15 protein-coding genes are annotated in these 17167 nt (G+C 60.4%); 8 read left to right on the top strand and 7 right to left on the bottom strand.

What is annotated here, in order from left to right; all coding sequences use genetic code 11:
- The first annotated feature begins 69 nt into the window (after window positions 1-69).
- The 5 genes from ACR0DX_RS12975 to ACR0DX_RS12955 all read left to right on the top strand — a co-directional run bounded on the left by ACR0DX_RS12975 (window position 70) and on the right by ACR0DX_RS12955 (window position 3986).
- Complete coding sequence (locus ACR0DX_RS12975; protein WP_480846363.1) at window positions 70-717, top strand: RluA family pseudouridine synthase; 648 nt, start codon at window positions 70-72, stop codon at window positions 715-717.
- Between the two features lie 285 nt (window positions 718-1002).
- Window positions 1003-1695: a helix-turn-helix transcriptional regulator gene (locus ACR0DX_RS12970; RefSeq protein WP_170355356.1), complete on the top strand. Its 693-nt coding sequence runs from the start codon at window positions 1003-1005 to the stop codon at window positions 1693-1695.
- Window positions 1696-1812: 117 nt separating this feature from the next.
- Window positions 1813-2475 (top strand): YiaD family glycine zipper/OmpA-like lipoprotein, encoded by a 663-nt coding sequence (locus ACR0DX_RS12965; protein ID WP_170355355.1) that lies wholly within the window; start codon window positions 1813-1815, stop codon window positions 2473-2475.
- A gap of 122 nt (window positions 2476-2597) precedes the next feature.
- On the top strand, window positions 2598-3140 hold the full coding sequence (locus ACR0DX_RS12960) for an NAD(P)H-dependent oxidoreductase (RefSeq protein WP_170355354.1): 543 nt from the start codon (window positions 2598-2600) through the stop codon (window positions 3138-3140).
- 48 nt (window positions 3141-3188) lie between these two features.
- Window positions 3189-3986, top strand: a complete 798-nt coding sequence (locus tag ACR0DX_RS12955; protein ID WP_170355353.1) for an HTD2 family dehydratase — start codon at window positions 3189-3191, stop codon at window positions 3984-3986.
- On the opposite strand, the gene ACR0DX_RS12950 is transcribed toward ACR0DX_RS12955, so the two are convergent.
- Entirely contained in the window at window positions 3978-5012 is a 1035-nt protein-coding gene (locus ACR0DX_RS12950) for an NAD(P)/FAD-dependent oxidoreductase (RefSeq protein WP_170355352.1), read from the bottom strand. The genes ACR0DX_RS12955 and ACR0DX_RS12950 overlap by 9 nt on opposite strands.
- A gap of 55 nt (window positions 5013-5067) precedes the next feature.
- Here ACR0DX_RS12950 and mnmC2 point away from each other — a divergent pair, with 55 nt between their 5' ends.
- Together mnmC2 and ACR0DX_RS12940 are read left to right on the top strand one after the other, a co-directional pair.
- Entirely contained in the window at window positions 5068-5733 is a 666-nt protein-coding gene (gene mnmC2, locus ACR0DX_RS12945; RefSeq protein ID WP_170355351.1) for a tRNA (5-methylaminomethyl-2-thiouridine)(34)-methyltransferase MnmC2, read from the top strand.
- A complete protein-coding gene (locus ACR0DX_RS12940; protein WP_170355350.1) occupies window positions 5730-6599 on the top strand; it encodes a DMT family transporter in 870 nt (289 codons plus the stop codon). Before mnmC2 ends, ACR0DX_RS12940 begins: the two co-directional genes overlap by 4 nt.
- Here ACR0DX_RS12940 and ACR0DX_RS12935 read toward each other — a convergent pair.
- Entirely contained in the window at window positions 6573-8537 is a 1965-nt protein-coding gene (locus tag ACR0DX_RS12935) for a lytic transglycosylase domain-containing protein (RefSeq protein WP_480846459.1), read from the bottom strand. The genes ACR0DX_RS12940 and ACR0DX_RS12935 overlap by 27 nt on opposite strands.
- A gap of 134 nt (window positions 8538-8671) precedes the next feature.
- On the opposite strand from ACR0DX_RS12935, the gene dapA reads away from it, so the two are divergent.
- Complete coding sequence (gene dapA / locus ACR0DX_RS12930; RefSeq protein ID WP_170355349.1) at window positions 8672-9544, top strand: 4-hydroxy-tetrahydrodipicolinate synthase; 873 nt, start codon at window positions 8672-8674, stop codon at window positions 9542-9544.
- 99 nt (window positions 9545-9643) lie between these two features.
- Here dapA and ACR0DX_RS12925 read toward each other — a convergent pair whose 3' ends face one another.
- From ACR0DX_RS12925 to xsc, 5 genes are all read right to left on the bottom strand, one after another.
- Window positions 9644-10516: a DmsC/YnfH family molybdoenzyme membrane anchor subunit gene (locus tag ACR0DX_RS12925; RefSeq protein WP_170355348.1), complete on the bottom strand. Its 873-nt coding sequence runs from the start codon at window positions 10514-10516 to the stop codon at window positions 9644-9646.
- Complete coding sequence (locus ACR0DX_RS12920) at window positions 10516-11265, bottom strand: 4Fe-4S dicluster domain-containing protein (protein ID WP_170355347.1); 750 nt, start codon at window positions 11263-11265, stop codon at window positions 10516-10518. The genes ACR0DX_RS12925 and ACR0DX_RS12920 overlap by 1 nt, the downstream gene beginning before the upstream one ends.
- A 97-nt stretch (window positions 11266-11362) precedes the next feature.
- On the bottom strand, window positions 11363-14209 hold the full coding sequence (locus ACR0DX_RS12915; protein WP_170355346.1) for a molybdopterin oxidoreductase family protein: 2847 nt from the start codon (window positions 14207-14209) through the stop codon (window positions 11363-11365).
- Window positions 14210-14265: 56 nt separating this feature from the next.
- Window positions 14266-15279: a phosphate acetyltransferase gene (pta, locus tag ACR0DX_RS12910; protein ID WP_170355345.1), complete on the bottom strand. Its 1014-nt coding sequence runs from the start codon at window positions 15277-15279 to the stop codon at window positions 14266-14268.
- Window positions 15280-15284: 5 nt separating this feature from the next.
- A complete protein-coding gene (gene xsc, locus ACR0DX_RS12905) occupies window positions 15285-17063 on the bottom strand; it encodes a sulfoacetaldehyde acetyltransferase (protein ID WP_170355344.1) in 1779 nt (592 codons plus the stop codon).
- Window positions 17064-17167: the final 104 nt, after the last annotated feature.

Raw genomic sequence — 17167 nt, 5'->3', positions numbered from 1 at the left:
TTGCCGAACCGCTCCGGGCAGGCAAGGACGACGTTGCGGGAGGGGGCGCGGTAAGATAGGCAGACGCGCATGAACGACGCCTATAATCCCCCTCTGACCCCACTGGATGTGCTGCACGAAGATGCGCAATTGATTGTGGTCAATAAACCCTCGGGTCTGTTGTCAGTGCCAGGACGCGGAGAGCATCTGGCCGACTGCTTGCTGACCCGTGTGCAAGCGGTGTTCCCTCAGGCGCTGCTGGTGCATCGGCTGGATCGGGATACATCGGGCGTGATGGTGTTTGCGCAGACGTCGCATGCGCAGCGTCATCTGAGTATGCAGTTCGAAAAGCGCCAGACCCGCAAGACTTATATCGCCCGCGTTTGGGGGAAGGTTGAGGACAAGACCGGCACTGTCGATCTGCCATTGATTGTCGACTGGCCCAACCGCCCCCGTCAGATGGTGTGCCACGAGACCGGAAAACCCGCCGTAACCGACTGGCGTGTGGTGAAACATGAGGGTGAGACGACACGTATCCGTCTGTTTCCGAAAACCGGTCGCTCGCATCAGTTGCGCGTGCACATGCAATCGCTGGGTCATGCCATTCTGGGCGATCCCTTTTACGCGGAAGGGCCAGCGCGGGACTATCCGCGACTGATGCTGCATTCCGAAGAGCTAAGGTTGAAAAGCCCCAATGGCGGCGCGTCGATGAAGTTCCGCGCCGTGGCGGATTTCTAAGCCGTCCCGGTCCAGAGCAGTTTCAAATTTCCAAGCGAAAACCGCCTAATTCGTCGCCGCGGGGCGCAGGGTTGTCGAGTGGACATGAGTTCGCGTTCGATTTCAAACGCCCGCAGGTTGTGGTCCTGCGACCAACGCCCAAGTTGCAGTGTCATCATGACGTGATTGTCGCGGCTTGGCATGGCGGATCTCCTGTGTTGGTGATCCAATCTGGCGCATCACTACTGACACCACCTTGTCAGGGGGGTGTGCTAAGGTGTCAGCAGAAAAACTCCGGAGACCGCCATGCGTCGCTCGACCCGTTTGTTTGAAATCATCCAGATCCTGCGCGCCACCGACGCGCCGGTCACAGCCGAGGCGCTGGCCGAAAAGCTCGAAGTTTCGGTGCGTACGGTGTATCGCGACATCGCGGCACTTCAGGCGCATCGCACTCCGATTGAGGGCGAAGCAGGGGTCGGCTACATGATGCGGCGCGGGTATGACCTGCCGCCCCTGAATTTCGACGCCGAAGAAGTTGAGGCGCTGTGGGTTGGCCTGTCAATGTTGGCCCGCACCGGGGACAGTACGTTGCAACAGGCTGCCGACCGGGTGTGCCGCAAGATCGAGGCACTGCGCGCGCCTGCGGACTGGTTGCAGGTGGCGCCGTGGGGCGCACCGATCGACGATCCCGACAAGGGCTGTATCCCCGTTGTGAACTACCGAGAGGCCATCCGCGCCGAGCGCAAGATTCGCATCACCTACATCAATGCCCAAGAGGAAAAAACCGAACGTGTCGTGCGGCCTGTCGCTCTGATTTATCACATAGAATGCACCATGCTGGTCGCCTGGTGCGAGCTTCGTAGCGGGTTTCGCCACTTCCGCGCGGATCGAATCTGGGCCTGCGAACTGATAGATGACCATTTTTGCGGTCAGGGAGAGCCGTTGCGCGCCATCTGGCAGGAACAAAACCAATGGGAGACTGGACCAAAAGCCCATTAGACGGCGAGTAACTGCCCATATCACCGCATTGTTGCTTGAGCCCGCCTGCACTAGGCACGATATACTGCCTCAAACAACATGGACCTAAAAAACAGGTCCAGAGCAGAAGGTGAATTCATGACGATTTCCAAGTTTTTTGTAACCGCCGGGCTGTGCTCGGCCATGTTTCTGGGTGCTTGTACGGACCCCGGTACCCTGAACCTTCCGGCCGATCCGAACCAGAACGCCAAGCAAGGTGCAATTCTGGGCAGTATTGTTGGCGCGGGCGTTGGGGCGATTGCCAACGACTCGGACCCGCTTCTGGGTGCCGTGGCCGGTGCCGCAATCGGCGCAGCAGGTGGTGGAATCATTGGCAATCAGCTGGACCAGCAAGCGGCAGAGCTGCGGCAGCAACTGGCCAATGACGGCATTACTATTGTGAACGCAGGCAACCGCCTGATCGTGACCGTGCCCAACGACATTACTTTCAACACCGACAGCGCGACCGTGCGTCCGGCGTTACGGGCCGATCTGGTGAAGGTGGGTCAGAACTTGACGCGCTATCCCAATTCGAACGTGCAGGTTATCGGCCACACCGACAGCGATGGCGAGGCCTCGTATAATCAGGGCCTGTCCGAACGTCGCGCGCGTTCGGTCGCGGATATTCTGCAAGCGAATGGCGTGAATGGCGCGCGGATCTCGACCATTGGTCTGGGCGAAAGTCGTCCTGCTGCATCGAACCTGACAGCTGCGGGCAAGGCGCAGAACCGTCGGGTCGATATCGAGATCATCCCCAACTGATCACATTGACCGAGCAGGGCGCCTTTTGGCGCCCTTTTGCGCACATTGACTGCGCGTCAGGTGGGCTTTGGTCCACGGCAAAGCCGCGCTAGGTATTGGGGAACACGCAACGGAGTTTCCCAATGGCCGAACCGATCCTTCTGAGCCTTTCCGGCTCACTTCGCAAAAGCGCGACCAACCGTAAACTGCTGCGCGAGGCCGCCCGGCTGTTCGAACCCGCCACCCATATCGAGGCAGACCTGAATCTGCCGCTTTACGACGGCGATCTGGAAGAAGGCGAGGGTATTCCCGCCGCCGTTCAGGTGCTGGCGGATCAGATCGCGCAGGCCGATGCGGTGATCATCTCGACCCCGGAATACAACAAGGGGCCGTCTGGCGTACTGAAAAACGCTCTGGATTGGGTCAGCCGAACCAAGGGTCGTCCCTGGGCTGACAAGCCTGTCGCTGTTATGTCTGCGGCTGCCGGACGGGCCGGTGGGGAGCGCGCGCAAATGGTTTTGCGCGGCTATATGGTTCCGTTCCAGCCGCGCATCCTGCAGGGCCCGGAAATCCATTTGGCTGACAGTTCGAACGAATTCGACGAACATGGCAAGCTGGTCAGCGAGCGCTATGAAAGTGCCCTGCGGACCCTGATGCAGAAATTGCGGGCGGAAGCGGGTCTTTGAAAGCCCTGATGGCTTGTTCTGCACAGGCGCGCTGCTTAGGTTTTTCTTATGACCGAGGATATCCTGACTGACACCCTGGACCCGGCGCGTGCCGCCGCATTGCAGGCAACGCTGGGTCAAAAGCCAAGTGTAGCAGCCGGGTCCGAGTTGCCACCATTTTTTCATCACCTGTATTTCTGGTCTCCACAGACCCCAGATCAGCTGGGGCGCGACGGGCACCCAAAAGTCGGCGGGCTGATCCCCGACATGGGCCTGCCGCGCCGCATGTGGGCCGGGGGACGGTTGGAGTTTCATACGCCGCTAACAGCAGGAGCGCAGGCCGAGAAGCGGACGGTTTGCGAAAGCTCCGAGGTTAAGGCTGGACGCAGCGGCCCGCTTGGGTTTGTCACTCTGCGTCACGAATTCCACCAGAACGGAGCGCTTTGCCTGACGGAATGGCAGGATTTGGTTTACCGCGAAGACCCCTCGGCGAATGTTGTCCGGCCTGTCGCACCTCAAGCACGCTTGGATGAAACGCATCGGCGGGAGGTCGATTTCGATTCGACAGTGCTGTTTCGCTATTCGGCGCTTACGTTCAACGGGCACCGAATACACTATGATCTGGATTATGCCCGCGAAGTCGAAGGCTATGACGGGCTGGTTGTTCACGGCCCCCTCCTAGCGCAACTGTTGATGTTGTTCGCGCAGGATCAGATTGGCCCGTTGGCGCAGTTTTCTTTCCGGGCCTCTTCGCCTTTGATACATTTTGAGCAGGCGATTTTGTGTCGGAACGGCGCGGATATGTGGGTGCGTGGCCCGGACGGACGCCAATGTATGAGCGCGCAGGCCGTGCCCCGTTCAGAGTGAGGCTTCGGGCCTGAAATCATCGGGGATGGTATCGCGTTCTTCCAACACCAGATCAGCCATCACCTCAGCCACTTTCGGTGCCATGCCAAAGCCGATCTTGAACCCTCCATTGGCAATGAACTGCCCCTGATGCAAAGGATGTGCCCCCAGCATCGGTGCACGACTTTTGCTGCGAGGGCGGACGCCGGCCCATCGTTCGATCACTTCGGCCCCATGCAGCACCGGCACCGCCCGCATGGCGCGTTCCAACACATCTTCCAGCGCAGCGTCCGTACTGGTTGGATCGTCATACTCTCGTTCCGAAGTTGAACCGATCGCCAGCGTTCCGTCCGCATGAGGAACGAAATGAATGGCGTCTGCAAAAAGTTGTGGAACGTTACCCGCATCAAATCGCAGCAGGGCGGCCTGTCCTTTGACGCCGTTGCCGACTGTCTTTCCGAAAGCGCCGCTCAGTGCTTGCAGCCCGGCCAACCCGGTGGCGTGGATAACCTGACCTTTGTCAGGCGCTTCCGCCTGAACGTGCACGTCCATCACCTCTAACGCGGCGACCAGCGCGGCACAGGCCCGTCTGGGGTGCATCCGCGCGCTGAGCGTGTCGTGAATGACGAAATCGGTGGGGCTGGGCGGGCACCAAGCACCGATCTCTGAGGTTTTGACCACGCGCCATTCGGCATGGCCTTGCCACAAGTCTTGTGCCGTCCCGGCTCTCGCGTAGGCAAGGTCCAAGCTGCGTTGATCGGCAATGGGTTGCAGGCGACCTGACCGGGCATAGCCGGGCGAAACGCCTCCTGTCGCCTCGACCTGTTTCCAGAACGGTTCGGCCATTATCAGGCTGTCGAATTGAAAGGCTTTCTTAGCGTTCCAGTTCTCGGGCACATGCGGGGCCAGCGCACCCACTAGCCCGCCGCTAGAGCCTGCGCCGGGGCCGAACGGGTCGACCACCTGCACCTTGGCGCCGCGCCGGGCGCAGGTCCAAGCGATGGACAGGCCAAAGATACCTGCACCTCGCACCGTCACATCGACCATTGCCAAACCTCATTTCCTTGTTCAGTGTCGCGCCGCTTAGCTACAGGATTCCCCGATGGCAGACCAGCGTGCCGAACTGACATGGCGGGACGGGCAGATCCCCGTCTCGGACCGTTTCGATGACCCCTATTTCTCGCTCCAGAATGGGCTGGAGGAAACGTGGCATGTTTTTCTGGCGGGCAATGATCTGCCTGCACGGTTTGCGCCGGGATTTCGCATTGCCGAGCTAGGTTTCGGCACCGGTCTGAACATGCTGACGGTCTGGTCTGCTTGGGAAAAATCGGGCCAGACGACTCCGCTGACCTTCACCAGTTTCGAGGCCTACCCAATGGTCCGCGATGACATGTCCCGTGCCTTGGCCGCCTTTCCCGAATTGGCCCCGTGGGCCGAACGGTTTCTGGCTAAATGGCGGGGAGGCATTTGCGATTTGGGTACTCTGCACCTTGAGGTCATCGAAGGCGATGCCCGGCAAGCCCTGCCTGCGTGGCAGGGCCTTGCGGATGCGTGGTTTCTGGACGGGTTTTCCCCCGCCAAGAACCCCGAACTTTGGGGTGCTGACCTGATGCAACAGGTATTTGACCATACCGCCCAAGACGGAACGGCAACTACCTATACTGCCGCAGGGTTTGTGCGTCGCGGGCTGGAGGATGCGGGCTTTGCTGTCACCCGCGCGCCGGGTTTCGGCCGCAAACGCCATATGACCCACGCTGTCAAATCATGAGCCAGCAAAACAACACCCGCGCGGGCATCGCGCTGATGATTTCGGCCACAGTGGTGTTTGCCTTGCAGGACGGAATCTCGCGCCATTTGGCAGGGACATATAACACCTACATGGTCGTCATGATCCGCTATTGGTTCTTCGCGGCGTTTGTCATCGCACTGGCCCTGCGCACACCCGGAGGGATCGCGGCCACTGCAAGAACCAGTCAGTTGGGGCTGCAAATCCTGCGCGGTGTTCTGTTGGCCGGAGAGGTCTGCGTCGCGGTTTATGCCTTTACCATCCTTGGGCTGATCGAAAGCCAGGCGGTTTTCATCTGTTATCCCCTGCTGATTGCGGCACTCAGCGGGCCGGTACTGGGCGAAAAGGTTGGATGGCGGCGCTGGTCAGCAATTGGAGTGGGGTGCGTCGGGGTTCTGATCATCCTGCAGCCGGGCATGGGCGTGTTCAATCCATGGGCCGTGATCCCACTGATCTCGGCCCTTATGTTCGCCGTCTATGGTTTGCTGACGCGATACGCAGCACGACGCGACAGCACCGCGACCAGCTTTTTCTGGACCGGTATTGCCGGGGCCGTTGCCATGACTGTGATTGGCCTGTGGTTTTGGGAGCCAATGGTTGGCGGCGACTGGCTTTGGATGGGTCTTTTGTGTCTCAGCGGTGTTCTGGGTCACTGGCTTCTGATCAAGTGCTATGAGATGGCCGAGGCCAGTGCCGTGCAGCCCTTTGCCTATTTCCACCTGATGTGGAGCGCAATCCTTGGCATCTCGGTCTTCGGAGAATCGCTGCGGCCCGCAGTTGTAGTCGGGGCCGCGCTGGTGATTGCGGCGGGGCTGTTCACCCTATGGCGCGAACGCCGCCAGAGTTGACCCGGTGAGTTCTTGCGAGAACGGGACCGGCAAGGCGGGCCGCCCAAGCCGTGCGCGGTAAACCGGCAGGCTTTCGGCGACGCGCATCACATAGTTCCGGGTCTCGCTGAACGGGATAGTCTCAATCCAGTCCACCATGTCGATCTCACCTGCACGCGGGTCGCCATACCGATCCATCCACGAGATCGGCCTGCGTGGTCCAGCGTTATAGCCTGCGGCCATCATCACCACGTTGCCGTTGAAATCCTCGGCCAGACTGGACAGGTAGTTCGCACCCAGCTTGGCATTGTACTGCCAGTCCGATGTCAGGCTCGAGGTCTTGTGCCCGCTGAGAATCCCCATGTTCTTGGCAACCAACTGAGCGGTTGCGGGCATCACCTGCATCAATCCACGTGCGCCTGCACCGCTGATGACGACCGGATCAAACTCGCTTTCTCGGCGGGCGATGGCCAGCGTCATTTCCTTCGCCATTGGCAGGCCAAGATCGGCAACCGGATGCACCGGATAGTACGCAGCGGGCAGCACGACACCGGTTTTGGCTGCCCGTTTTGCAATCATAACTGCCAGATGTGGCTGTTTCAGCTCGATCGCCAGATCACCCAATTGGTTGGCCTGCGTGTCGTCCAGATCTTCGACCAAGTGGGTCAGGAAGCGTTCTGATAGGTTGTCCTCGCCCGCACGCAGCAGCAGTAGACCGGCTTCCAGCACGCTGGAATCGGCAAATCCTGCCTGTTTCCAATGCGGGGCTCGGCGTGGGCTGGCCAATTCACTGTCAAAGGGTCGACCGATCCGTTCCGCCGCTAGCAAGCCATAGAATGAGGTCTGGTAGTCAGCCCCCATCGCATAAGCTTCATACGCCTTGTCCGCATCCCCCTGGGCCGCGTAGGCCCGCCCCAGCCAATAGCCGCCGCGCCCCTTCGAAATAGGGGACGCAACTGCATCCGAGAAGTTCTGGAAATGGCGTACCGCCGTGCCAGGATCGTTCAGTTTACGCAGCGCCAGAAATCCGGCCAGCCATTCCAGATCGGCATAGCCATAGCCCATCTCAGGCGTCATATGGTGGTTCGCTGCAATCTTGTAGGCTTTCGAGGCGCTACCATTGCGCATCTCAAGCCGCGCCAGACGGCGACGGCCTTCGGCCCATTTGTCGGGTTCCCCCAACGCATCCGGCCCGGTGGAACGCGCCAGCATCAGGTCAATTGCACTGTCGTCCAGCTCTTTCTTGTCGCGCCAGACAAAGCGGTCAAAGGCCAGCCCTGGCGCATCCACCAGTGATTTCGGAACCGCAGCGACCTTGCCATCGACACCCGGTTGCCGCTTTTGCAATGCAATTCGCGCCTCGGCCAGTTTACGCTGATCGGTACTGACCAAAGGCAACATCTGGCCAGCGCTAACTAGATGGCCGTCCCACAGCATCCGGTCCAGCCGCGCCGCGTGATGAGGTTTCAGTAACGATCCAAAGTTCTCAAGATAGTTCTTTTGCAGTCCGGACCCCATCGGCATGGTCCGCCAGGCGACCACGATATCAGCCTCGGCATCCCCCGACCGCCCCTTGGCCTTCAGCGCCACAGCATAATTCAACGCACCCTCGGCAGTCTGAGGTGGAACGTCTGTATAGAATTTCACGACGCGATCCGGATCAGCTCCGGTAAAGGCTGGCTCGCTCTTGCGTCGCAGCCATGCGAGGCCGGGCCAATCGGGGCGTCGGTCCAGAAAAACCAACACATCGCCTGAAGTCCCGAAGCCTTCGCGCAACCAGTGCCATACTATAATGTCGCGCGATACCGACCCTCGGGCACCAGATTCGCGCAGGGCGGCGTTCCAATCGCCTTTGCGCATCTCGTAAAGACCCGCGCGCAGGTCGCCCACTGCGTCGGCCCTTGCTTGCCCGAATGAAACCAGAATCACAGCCGTCAAAAGCGCCAGAACGCGTGTCATGCCTTGCATTTCCCAACCAACCAAGGATAGAGCCATTCAGGATAAAGCTTGCATCGTCGGGATCAACACACATAGCAAAGATTGTGATGACCCGCGAGGCAAAAAAACACTAACCGCACACCAAGGAGCGTGTCATGTTCAAAGGCTCAATGCCAGCCCTCGTCACTCCGTTCACTAACGGCGCGTTGGACTTGGATACGCTCAAACGCTTGGTCGAGTGGCACATTCAGGAAGGCTCGACCGGATTGGTCCCTGTGGGCACGACGGGTGAAAGCCCCACACTCAGCCACGAAGAACACGAAACCGTCGTGGCCGAGGTGGTCAAGGCAACCGCCGGTCGCGTGCCAGTGATTGCGGGGGCTGGATCGAATAATACTGTCGAAGCAATCCGCTTTGTGCAGTTCGCACAGACAGTTGGCGCGGATGCGGCACTTGTTGTGACACCCTACTACAACAAGCCGACGCAAAAAGGGCTTATCGAACACTTCCGCGCCCTGCACGAATGCGCGGATATCCCGATCATCATCTACAACATTCCCGGCCGCTCGGTCATCGACATGACACCCGAAACCATGGGTGAGTTGGCTAAGCTACCGCGCATCGTGGGTGTCAAAGATGCCACAGGCGATATCGCTCGGGTCAGCCAGCAACGCGCGTCCTGCGGCTCGGAATTCTGCCAGCTATCGGGCGAGGACGCCACTGCGCTGGGTTTCAACGCCCATGGCGGCGTCGGCTGTATCTCGGTCACTGCAAACGTGGCACCCAAGCTCTGCGCCGAATTCCAGCAGGCCACTCTGAACGGCGATTATGCCAAGGCACTTGCGTATCAGGACCGCCTGATGCCCCTGCACGAAGCCATCTTCATCGAGCCCGGCCTTGTGGGCGCCAAATACGCGCTTAGCAAACTGGGCCTGTGCAGCCCCGAAGTGCGCTCGCCGCTGACCGAACTGGAAGACAGTACCAAAGCCGCGATCGAAGCAGCCATGAAACACGCAGGCCTGTTGTAAAACCGCGCTTCCATCCGGATCCGTTCTTCATCTAGCTACAAATACCTCGGGGGGGGGGGAATTGGCCTTAAAGGCCAAGGAGGGGGCCGGCCCCCTCCATCAGCGTTTGCCGTAATACAGCCCCACGACGTGTTCCGCCTGCGCGAAGAACAGCCAACGTGACGTGGCAACACCTGCGATATGGGACAAGACCGCGACGGCGGCAAAGGCATGGCTGAACGGCAGCAGTAAGAACAACACCGGTGCCATGAATGCCAGCACAAAAGAAATGATACGAAGTTTCTCAGCATGTTTGCGGCCAACCACATGCACGAACTCGCGCAGCAGATAGTTCGTACCGGTGTGCGGCGGTTCAAACGCTCTGACGTCACCACGTGATCCTAAACCCGTGGCTGTACCGATATCGGTGCCGGAGCGGGCCAAGGCAGTATCTCCACGCCACCAATACAGCGCTTGAATTGTAGCGGCGACCACAAGAAGTATGATGGAAACTGTGGTTTGTCCGGCCAGCAACGCGCCACCCGCCAAGCTGAAGCTCAGAAACATCGCCGGTGTCAGCGCCATGTTCCAGCGCGGGATTGTCTTAAGTTGGGTGTAAATCATCGAGGTCGTGAAAACCGTGGCCAATGAGAAAGCCGCGCCCAATAGACCTAAGGTACTCCAGCGTTGACCAGCGAAAACGACCCCAAGCGCATAAAGCCCCATCACGATCAAAGCGATCACGGCACACCAGCCTTCACGGCTGAGCCAGCTTGACCGCCACTGTGTAAACGCCTTCCACGCGCGTTCGGGGTGGCCAAGGTGGAAAGTCGAGGCCATCAAACCGCCGACTGACAACGCATATGCGATCAAAAAGAAAACAAACGCCACCCAGCCCGAGACGTCAGGTACTCCCAGACCCAAAAAGAACAGAAGACCGAAGCCCAGGCCTGAGAGGGTGGTAAAGATGATGACAGAAGGGGCCGGATGCATCAGAGCTTCTCCAGTGCTTTATCGAGCCAGCCAAGGAACCCTTTCGGCTCTTCGGCTACAGGGGCCAGAAGGGGGGCGAGAATGTCGATCTGCTCCTCAATCTGATCCTTGGGGCGTGGAGGCAGGTATTTGTTAACAGGTTTGGTGCCCATCTCAGGCATCAGATCCATGCCTTCACGTTCGGCTACCAGTTTGCTGACATCGCTATTGGGGTCGCCAAGGTCTCCGAAATGGCGGGCACCGGCGGGGCAGGTACGCACGCAAGACGGCACGCGGTCCACCTCGGGGAGGTTCTCATTATAGATGCGGTCGACGCAGAGTGTGCATTTCTTCATCACGCCTTCGGCCGCATCCAGTTCCCGCGCGCCATAGGGGCAGGACCATGCGCACAACCCGCAACCGATGCAGTCGCTTTCATTGACCAGAACGATCCCGTCCTCGACCCGTTTATAGCTGGCCCCGGTGGGGCAGACGGTGACGCAGGGGGCGTCCTCGCAATGCAGGCAGGACTTGGGGAAGTGGATGAGTTGGGCATGACCGTCGGCGGGTTGCACCTCGTAGGAATGTACCCGGTTGAGGAATGTGCCCGACGGGTCGGCTCCATAGGCGTCCTGATCCGACAATGGTGCGCCGTAGTTTTCGGTGTTCCAGCCTTTGCATGAGATCACGCAGGCATGGCAACCGACGCAGGTGTCGAGGTCGATGACCAGGCCCATTTTGCGGTCCGTGGATTGGGGAAGCTGGGTCATGATTGCCGTGCCTCTGCGTTGGTGGGGAAGACAGGAGCGAGGGGCCAGCCCCTCGCGCTCCCCGAGGTATTTTTGGCCAGACGAAGAGCGGATCGGGTCATTTGCCCACCTTCCATGCCAAGTCCTTGGGGCCGGTGCCGACGGGGGACTGGATCGGATCGAATTCCGGCTGGCTTTGGGCGTCCGAGGGCGGGGCGGCTTTTTCGAGTTTGACCTTGAGGTCGAACCATGCGGCCTGACCGGTGATCGGGTCAGAATTGGCCCAGCGCATGCCGTCACCTTTGGGGGGGAGAAGTTCGTGGATCAGGTGGTTCAGCAAGAAGCCCTTGGTCGCCTCGGGCGCGTTTTCCTGCAAGGCCCATGCGCCTTTGCGTTTGCCGATTGCATTCCACGTCCAGACGGTGTTGTCGTTGAGCGCGGCCATCTCCATCACCGGCACAGTGATCTCACCGTGGGGCGAGGTGACTTTGGCCCAGTCGCCGTCTTCCAGCCCGTGTTTACGCATCAGTTTCGTGGGCACGTAGAGCGGATTGCGACCGTGCAGCTGACGTAGCCATGCGTTTTGGGTGCCCCATGAGTGGTACATCGCCATGGGGCGTTGCGTCAGGGCGTTGACGGTGAATCCTTCGTTGCCCTGCTGGTCGGTTTCGTACCAGATCGGCAACGGGTCCATCGTGTCCTTGAGGCGTTTGCGCAGGTGCTCGGGGGGCTGGCGGTCCCCATGCCCTTCAGCGGCCAGCTGGAATTTGCGCATCGGCTCGGAGTAGAGCTGGAACAGGTAGGGTTGAGGGCTGTCATAGAGGCCCATGCTGACCGCCCAATCCTGATAGGCCGTGTTCCACGGTTTGTAGTAATCTGCGCCTTCGGGGATGTGGGCCACATAGAAGCCGCCATTGTCTATATAGCGGGTCAGCTGGTCTGGATTGACCGCTCCGCGCCCTTCTTTATCGCCATCCTCGCCCCGGAACCCGGCCAGCGGTCCGACGCCGGGCTTGCGTTCGTGGTTGACGATGTAGTCGGCGTAGTCTTTCCATTTGGGCGTGCCGTCTTCGTTTGTGAAGCCCGGGAGGCTCATGCGGTTTGCCAGTTCGATCAGAACCGACTGGAACCCGCGCACATCGCGGTCGGGTTCCACCACGGGCCAGCGGATGGCGTCTGCTGCGGCGTCGGCCTCGCAGATCGGGCGGTCCAGCAGCGAGATACAGTCGTGCCGTTCCAGATAGGTGGTGTCGGGCAAGATCAGGTCGGCATAGGCGACCATTTCCGAGGAATAGGCATCCGAGTAGATGATCTTGGGGATGACATATTTGCCGTCTTCGGTTTTGGCCGACAGCATCTCCATCACGCCCTTGGTGTTCATGGAGGAGTTCCACGACATGTTCGCCATATACATGAACAGCGTGTCGATCTTGTAAGGATCACCGGCGGCGGCGTTCGAGATCACCATATGCATCAGCCCATGGGCCGACATCGGGTTTTCCCAGGTGAACGCTTTGTCGATGCGCTGGGCCGTTCCGTTTTCGTCCAGCAGCAGGTCTTCGGGGCCGCGTGGGAAGCCCAGATGCGGGCCTTCCAGTGGGCGACCGGGGCGGCGGTCGCCGTGCGGGGTGGGGTGCGCCTCGACCGGTTTGGGGTAGGGCGGCTTGAAGCGGAAGCCTCCGGGGACTTCGACCGTACCCAGAAGAATTTGCAGCACGTGCAGGGCGCGGCAGGTTTGGAAGCCGTTGGCATGGGCCGAAATCCCGCGCATGGCGTGGAAGCTGACAGGGCGGCCGGTCATTTTGGAGTGTTTTTCGCCCCGGAAGTCGGTCCATTCGTGGTCCAGTTCGATGGCCTCGTCAAAGGCGACGCGGGCAATCTCGGCCGCGATGGCGCGGATGCGTTGGGCGGGGATGCCGCAGCGGTCGGCCACGTTTTCAGGTGCGTGCTCGTCGGACAGGTATTTCTCGGCCATCAGGTGGAAGACCGGGCGGTGGGTAACACCGTCTTTGTCATAGGTCGCTGACAGGTCCGGACGGACGCCGGGTTTGTCAAAGGCGGTGGGTTCTCCCGTCACGCGGTCGATGACCAGAGGCTTGCCGTCGGCGTCGCGCAGGAACAAGCCCTTATCCGGACCGTCGGCGGCGTTCACCAGAACCGGTGCATTGGTGTAGCGGCTGAGATAGTCGAGGTCGATCTTGCCCGCTTTCATCAGCACATGAATCAGCGACAGGATGAACATGCCGTCGGTGCCGGGCGTGATCCCGACCCAATCGTCGGCCACCGCGTTATAGCCCGAGCGGATCGGGTTCACCCCGATCACCCGCGCGCCGCGTGCCTTGATCTTGCCGATGCCCATCTTGATCGGGTTGCTGTCGTGGTCCTCGGCCACGCCGAACAGCATGAACAGCTTGGTATGGTCCCAATCGGGCTGGCCGAATTCCCAGAACGCGCCGCCCATCGTATAGATGCCACCCGCCGCCATGTTGACCGAGCAGAACCCGCCATGGGCCGCATAGTTGGGCGTGCCGAAATTCTGCGCCCAGAAGCTGGTGAAGGACTGGCTCTGGTCGCGGCCGGTGAAAAAGGCCAGTTTCTGCGGGGCGGTTTCGTGCAGCTCGTTCAGCCAGCCGACGGCAGTGCTGATCGCCTCGTCCCACTCGATCTCGCGGAATTCGCCCGATCCGCGTGGGCCGACCCGGCGCAGCGGTTTGCGCAGGCGCGAGGGCGCGTTGACCTGCATGATCCCGGCGCTGCCTTTTGCGCACAGAACGCCCTTGTTCACTGGGTGGTCGCGGTTGCCTTCGATATAGGCAACCTTGCCGTCCTTCATGTGGACGTTGATGCCGCAGCGGCAGGCGCACATGTAGCAGGTGGTCTTGCGGACCTCGTCGGAAACCTTGGGCGAGGTGTCGATCACTGGCTGGTTCAAATGCGCCCCCTTTTCAGCTTGCGACCCGATCATTCCCACGTTTTGAGAAAAATCGGAATAATTTTTTCGTTTTCACGTCTTAGGACGACTTATGTCCCGGCATCATTGTGTTGCGCCTGAACGGCGGTGACGGCGATCATGTGCAGGATGTCTTCGGACGAACAGCCGCGCGACAGGTCGTTTGCGGGTTTCGCCAGCCCCTGTAGTACAGGGCCGATCGCCTCGACGCCGCCGATTCGCTGGGCGATTTTATAGCCGAGGTTCCCAGCATTTAGGCTGGGGAAGACAAAGACATTTGCCTCACCCTTGAGCGGCGACTCTGTGGCCTTGGTGGCGGCGACTTCGGGAACGAAGGCGGCGTCGAATTGCAGCTCTCCGTCGATCAGCAGGGTTGGGTCCTTGGCGCGTGCGATCTGTGTGGCCTCGACGACTTTGGACACTTTGGGATGTTCTGCGCTGCCCGAGGTGGAGAAGGACAGCATCGCTACGCGCGCCGTATCGCCGGTCAGGGTCGTGTAGGAATCGGCCGAGGCACGGGCGATTTCCGCCATCTCTTGCGCGTTGGGGTCCACGACCAAACCGCAATCGGCGAAGATGCGGGCGCCTTTGACGTCGTGATGGTCCTGACAAAACAGCATCAGGAAGAAGCTGGACACCATCGCCGTCTCGGGCGCGGTCCCAATGATCTGCAACGCGGCGCGCACAGTGTCCGACGTGGTCTCGACCGCGCCGCCGACCGTGCCGTCGGCGATGTCCTGTTGCACCAGCATTGCAGCATAGGTCAGGCGGTTAGTAATCTGCTGGCGCGCCTCATCCAGCGTCAAGCCTTTGTGCTTGCGCCGCTCATACAGGGCCTGCGCAAGGCCGGGCGTCAGGTCAGAGGTGGCCGGGTCATGAATGTCGATCCAATCCGGGTCATATCCCTCATGTGCGTTGAGAAGGGCCGAAACCTCGGCCCTGTCTCCGATCAGTATGATCCGCGCAACATTCTCTTTCACGGCCTTGACGGCCCCTTCGACAACGCGGGGATCGTCGCCCTCGGACAGGGCGATGATCTTGTCCGACGCGCTTGCAGTCCCGAGAATGGCGCGCAGAGGCTTCACGCGGATTACGCCCCGGCCTGCGGGGTCATGTCATCGGCGGTGACGCCTGCAACGGCCACTGGTTTCTTCATCGCGTCGCGGCGGAAGGGCTCACCCAGTTCTTGGTTGATCATGGCTTCGATCAGGGTGGTGATGCCGTTCTTCTGGTCCTCGATCGCTTGGTTCAGGGCTGCTGTTAGCTCGTCCATGGTACGTGCCACCACGCCTTTCAGGCCGCACGCCTGCGCGATACCGGCGTACGAGACCTTGGTGTCCAGCTCGGTGCCCACAAAGTTGTCGTCGAACCACAGCGTCGAGTTCCGTTTTTCGGCCCCCCACTGATAGTTGCGGAAGACAATCTGCGTAATCGCGGGCCATTCTTCGCGCCCGATGGCGGTCAGTTCGTTGACCGCGATGCCAAAGGCACCGTCACCGGCAAAGCCCACAACCGGCACATCCGGGCAGCCGATCTTGGCCCCCATGATCGACGGCAGGCCATAGCCGCAGGGGCCGAACAGGCCCGGGGCCAGATATTTGCGGCCATCTTCGAAGGATGGATAGGCGTTGCCGATGGCGCAGTTGTTGCCGATATCGGACGAGATGATCGCCTCTTTCGGCAGGGCGGACTGGATCGCGCGCCACGCCATGCGGGGGCTCATCCAGTCGGGCTTTGCCGCGCGAGCGCGCTGGTTCCATGTGGTGCCCGGGTCATCATCCTCGTGGTCCATGCTGGACAGTTGCTGCGCCCAAGCGGATTTCTTCTGAGCGATTTTCGCCTTGCGCTCATCGCGACCGGCGTCGCCAGCTGTGTCGCTGAGATTTGCTAGAATGCCATTGGCCACCTTAGCCGCATCGCCGATGATGCCAACCGAGACCTTTTTGGTCAGGCCGATCCGATCCGGGTTGATGTCGACCTGAATGATCTTGGCATCCGCCGGCCAGTATTCCATGCCGTAGCCCGGCAGTGTCGAGAATGGGTTCAAGCGGGTGCCAAGGCACAGAACCACATCGGCCTCGCTAATCAGCTCCATCCCGGCTTTGGAACCGTTATAACCCAGCGGACCAGCAAATAGAGGGTGCGAGCCGGGGAAGGCGTCATTGTGCTGGTAGCCGACACATACCGGCGCATCCAGGCGCTCGGCCAGGTCTTTCGACGCTTCGATGCCGCCTTCGGACAGAACCACGCCCGCACCGTTCAGGATCACTGGATTCTTGGCGTTCGACAGCAGCTCGGCCGCCTGCGCTACGGCGCTTTCGCCGCCCGAGGGACGCTCGAATTCCACAATCGCGGGCAGGTCTACGTCGATGACCTGGGTCCACATATCGCGCGGGATGTTCAGCTGCGCAGGAGCGCTGGCGCGTTTGGCCTGCATGATGACGCGGTTCAGAACCTCGCACACGCGGGTCGGGTCGCGGACCTCTTCCTGATAGGCGACCATGTCTTCGAACAGTTTCATCTGCTCGACTTCCTGGAAACCACCCTGACCGATGGTCTTGTTCGCGGCCTGCGGCGTGACCAGCAGCAGCGGGGTGTGGTTCCAATAGGCGGTTTTGACGGCGGTGACAAAGTTGGTGATACCGGGGCCGTTCTGCGCGATCATCATCGACATCTTGCCGGTTGCGCGGGTATAGCCGTCGGCCATCATGCCGGCGCTGCCCTCGTGCGCGCAGTCCCAGAACATGATCCCCGCCTTGGGAAACAAATCCGAGATCGGCATCATGGCCGAGCCAATGATTCCGAACGCATGTTCGATCCCGTGCATTTGCAGAACCTTAACAAAGGCCTCTTCCGTGGTCATTTTCATCTGAGTGATCTCCGCGCATATGTGGAATGGCCGGGGCTCTTGCCCTGCCTTTAGACACGGTTTTGACGGATGGCGCGGGGCGGCGTTAGGGCCAGAATGCGCGG

This window comes from Ruegeria sp. D3 (genome assembly GCF_056534465.1).
This window is presented reverse-complemented; position numbering and strand designations above follow the sequence as displayed.

Excerpts from the sequence above, each read along its gene's own strand:
- ACR0DX_RS12975 (WP_480846363.1), top strand. The coding sequence starts at position 70 with ATGAACGACGCCTATAATCCCCCTCTGACCCCACTGGATGTGCTGCAC.
- ACR0DX_RS12970 (WP_170355356.1), top strand. The coding sequence starts at position 1,003 with ATGCGTCGCTCGACCCGTTTGTTTGAAATCATCCAGATCCTGCGCGCC.
- ACR0DX_RS12965 (WP_170355355.1), top strand. The coding sequence starts at position 1,813 with ATGACGATTTCCAAGTTTTTTGTAACCGCCGGGCTGTGCTCGGCCATG.
- ACR0DX_RS12960 (WP_170355354.1), top strand. The coding sequence starts at position 2,598 with ATGGCCGAACCGATCCTTCTGAGCCTTTCCGGCTCACTTCGCAAAAGC.
- ACR0DX_RS12955 (WP_170355353.1), top strand. The coding sequence starts at position 3,189 with ATGACCGAGGATATCCTGACTGACACCCTGGACCCGGCGCGTGCCGCC.
- ACR0DX_RS12950 (WP_170355352.1), bottom strand. The coding sequence starts at position 5,012 with ATGGTCGATGTGACGGTGCGAGGTGCAGGTATCTTTGGCCTGTCCATC.
- mnmC2 (WP_170355351.1), top strand. The coding sequence starts at position 5,068 with ATGGCAGACCAGCGTGCCGAACTGACATGGCGGGACGGGCAGATCCCC.
- ACR0DX_RS12940 (WP_170355350.1), top strand. The coding sequence starts at position 5,730 with ATGAGCCAGCAAAACAACACCCGCGCGGGCATCGCGCTGATGATTTCG.
- ACR0DX_RS12935 (WP_480846459.1), bottom strand. The coding sequence starts at position 8,537 with ATGACACGCGTTCTGGCGCTTTTGACGGCTGTGATTCTGGTTTCATTC.
- dapA (WP_170355349.1), top strand. The coding sequence starts at position 8,672 with ATGTTCAAAGGCTCAATGCCAGCCCTCGTCACTCCGTTCACTAACGGC.
- ACR0DX_RS12925 (WP_170355348.1), bottom strand. The coding sequence starts at position 10,516 with ATGCATCCGGCCCCTTCTGTCATCATCTTTACCACCCTCTCAGGCCTG.
- ACR0DX_RS12920 (WP_170355347.1), bottom strand. The coding sequence starts at position 11,265 with ATGACCCAGCTTCCCCAATCCACGGACCGCAAAATGGGCCTGGTCATC.
- ACR0DX_RS12915 (WP_170355346.1), bottom strand. The coding sequence starts at position 14,209 with ATGATCGGGTCGCAAGCTGAAAAGGGGGCGCATTTGAACCAGCCAGTG.
- xsc (WP_170355344.1), bottom strand. The coding sequence starts at position 17,063 with ATGAAAATGACCACGGAAGAGGCCTTTGTTAAGGTTCTGCAAATGCAC.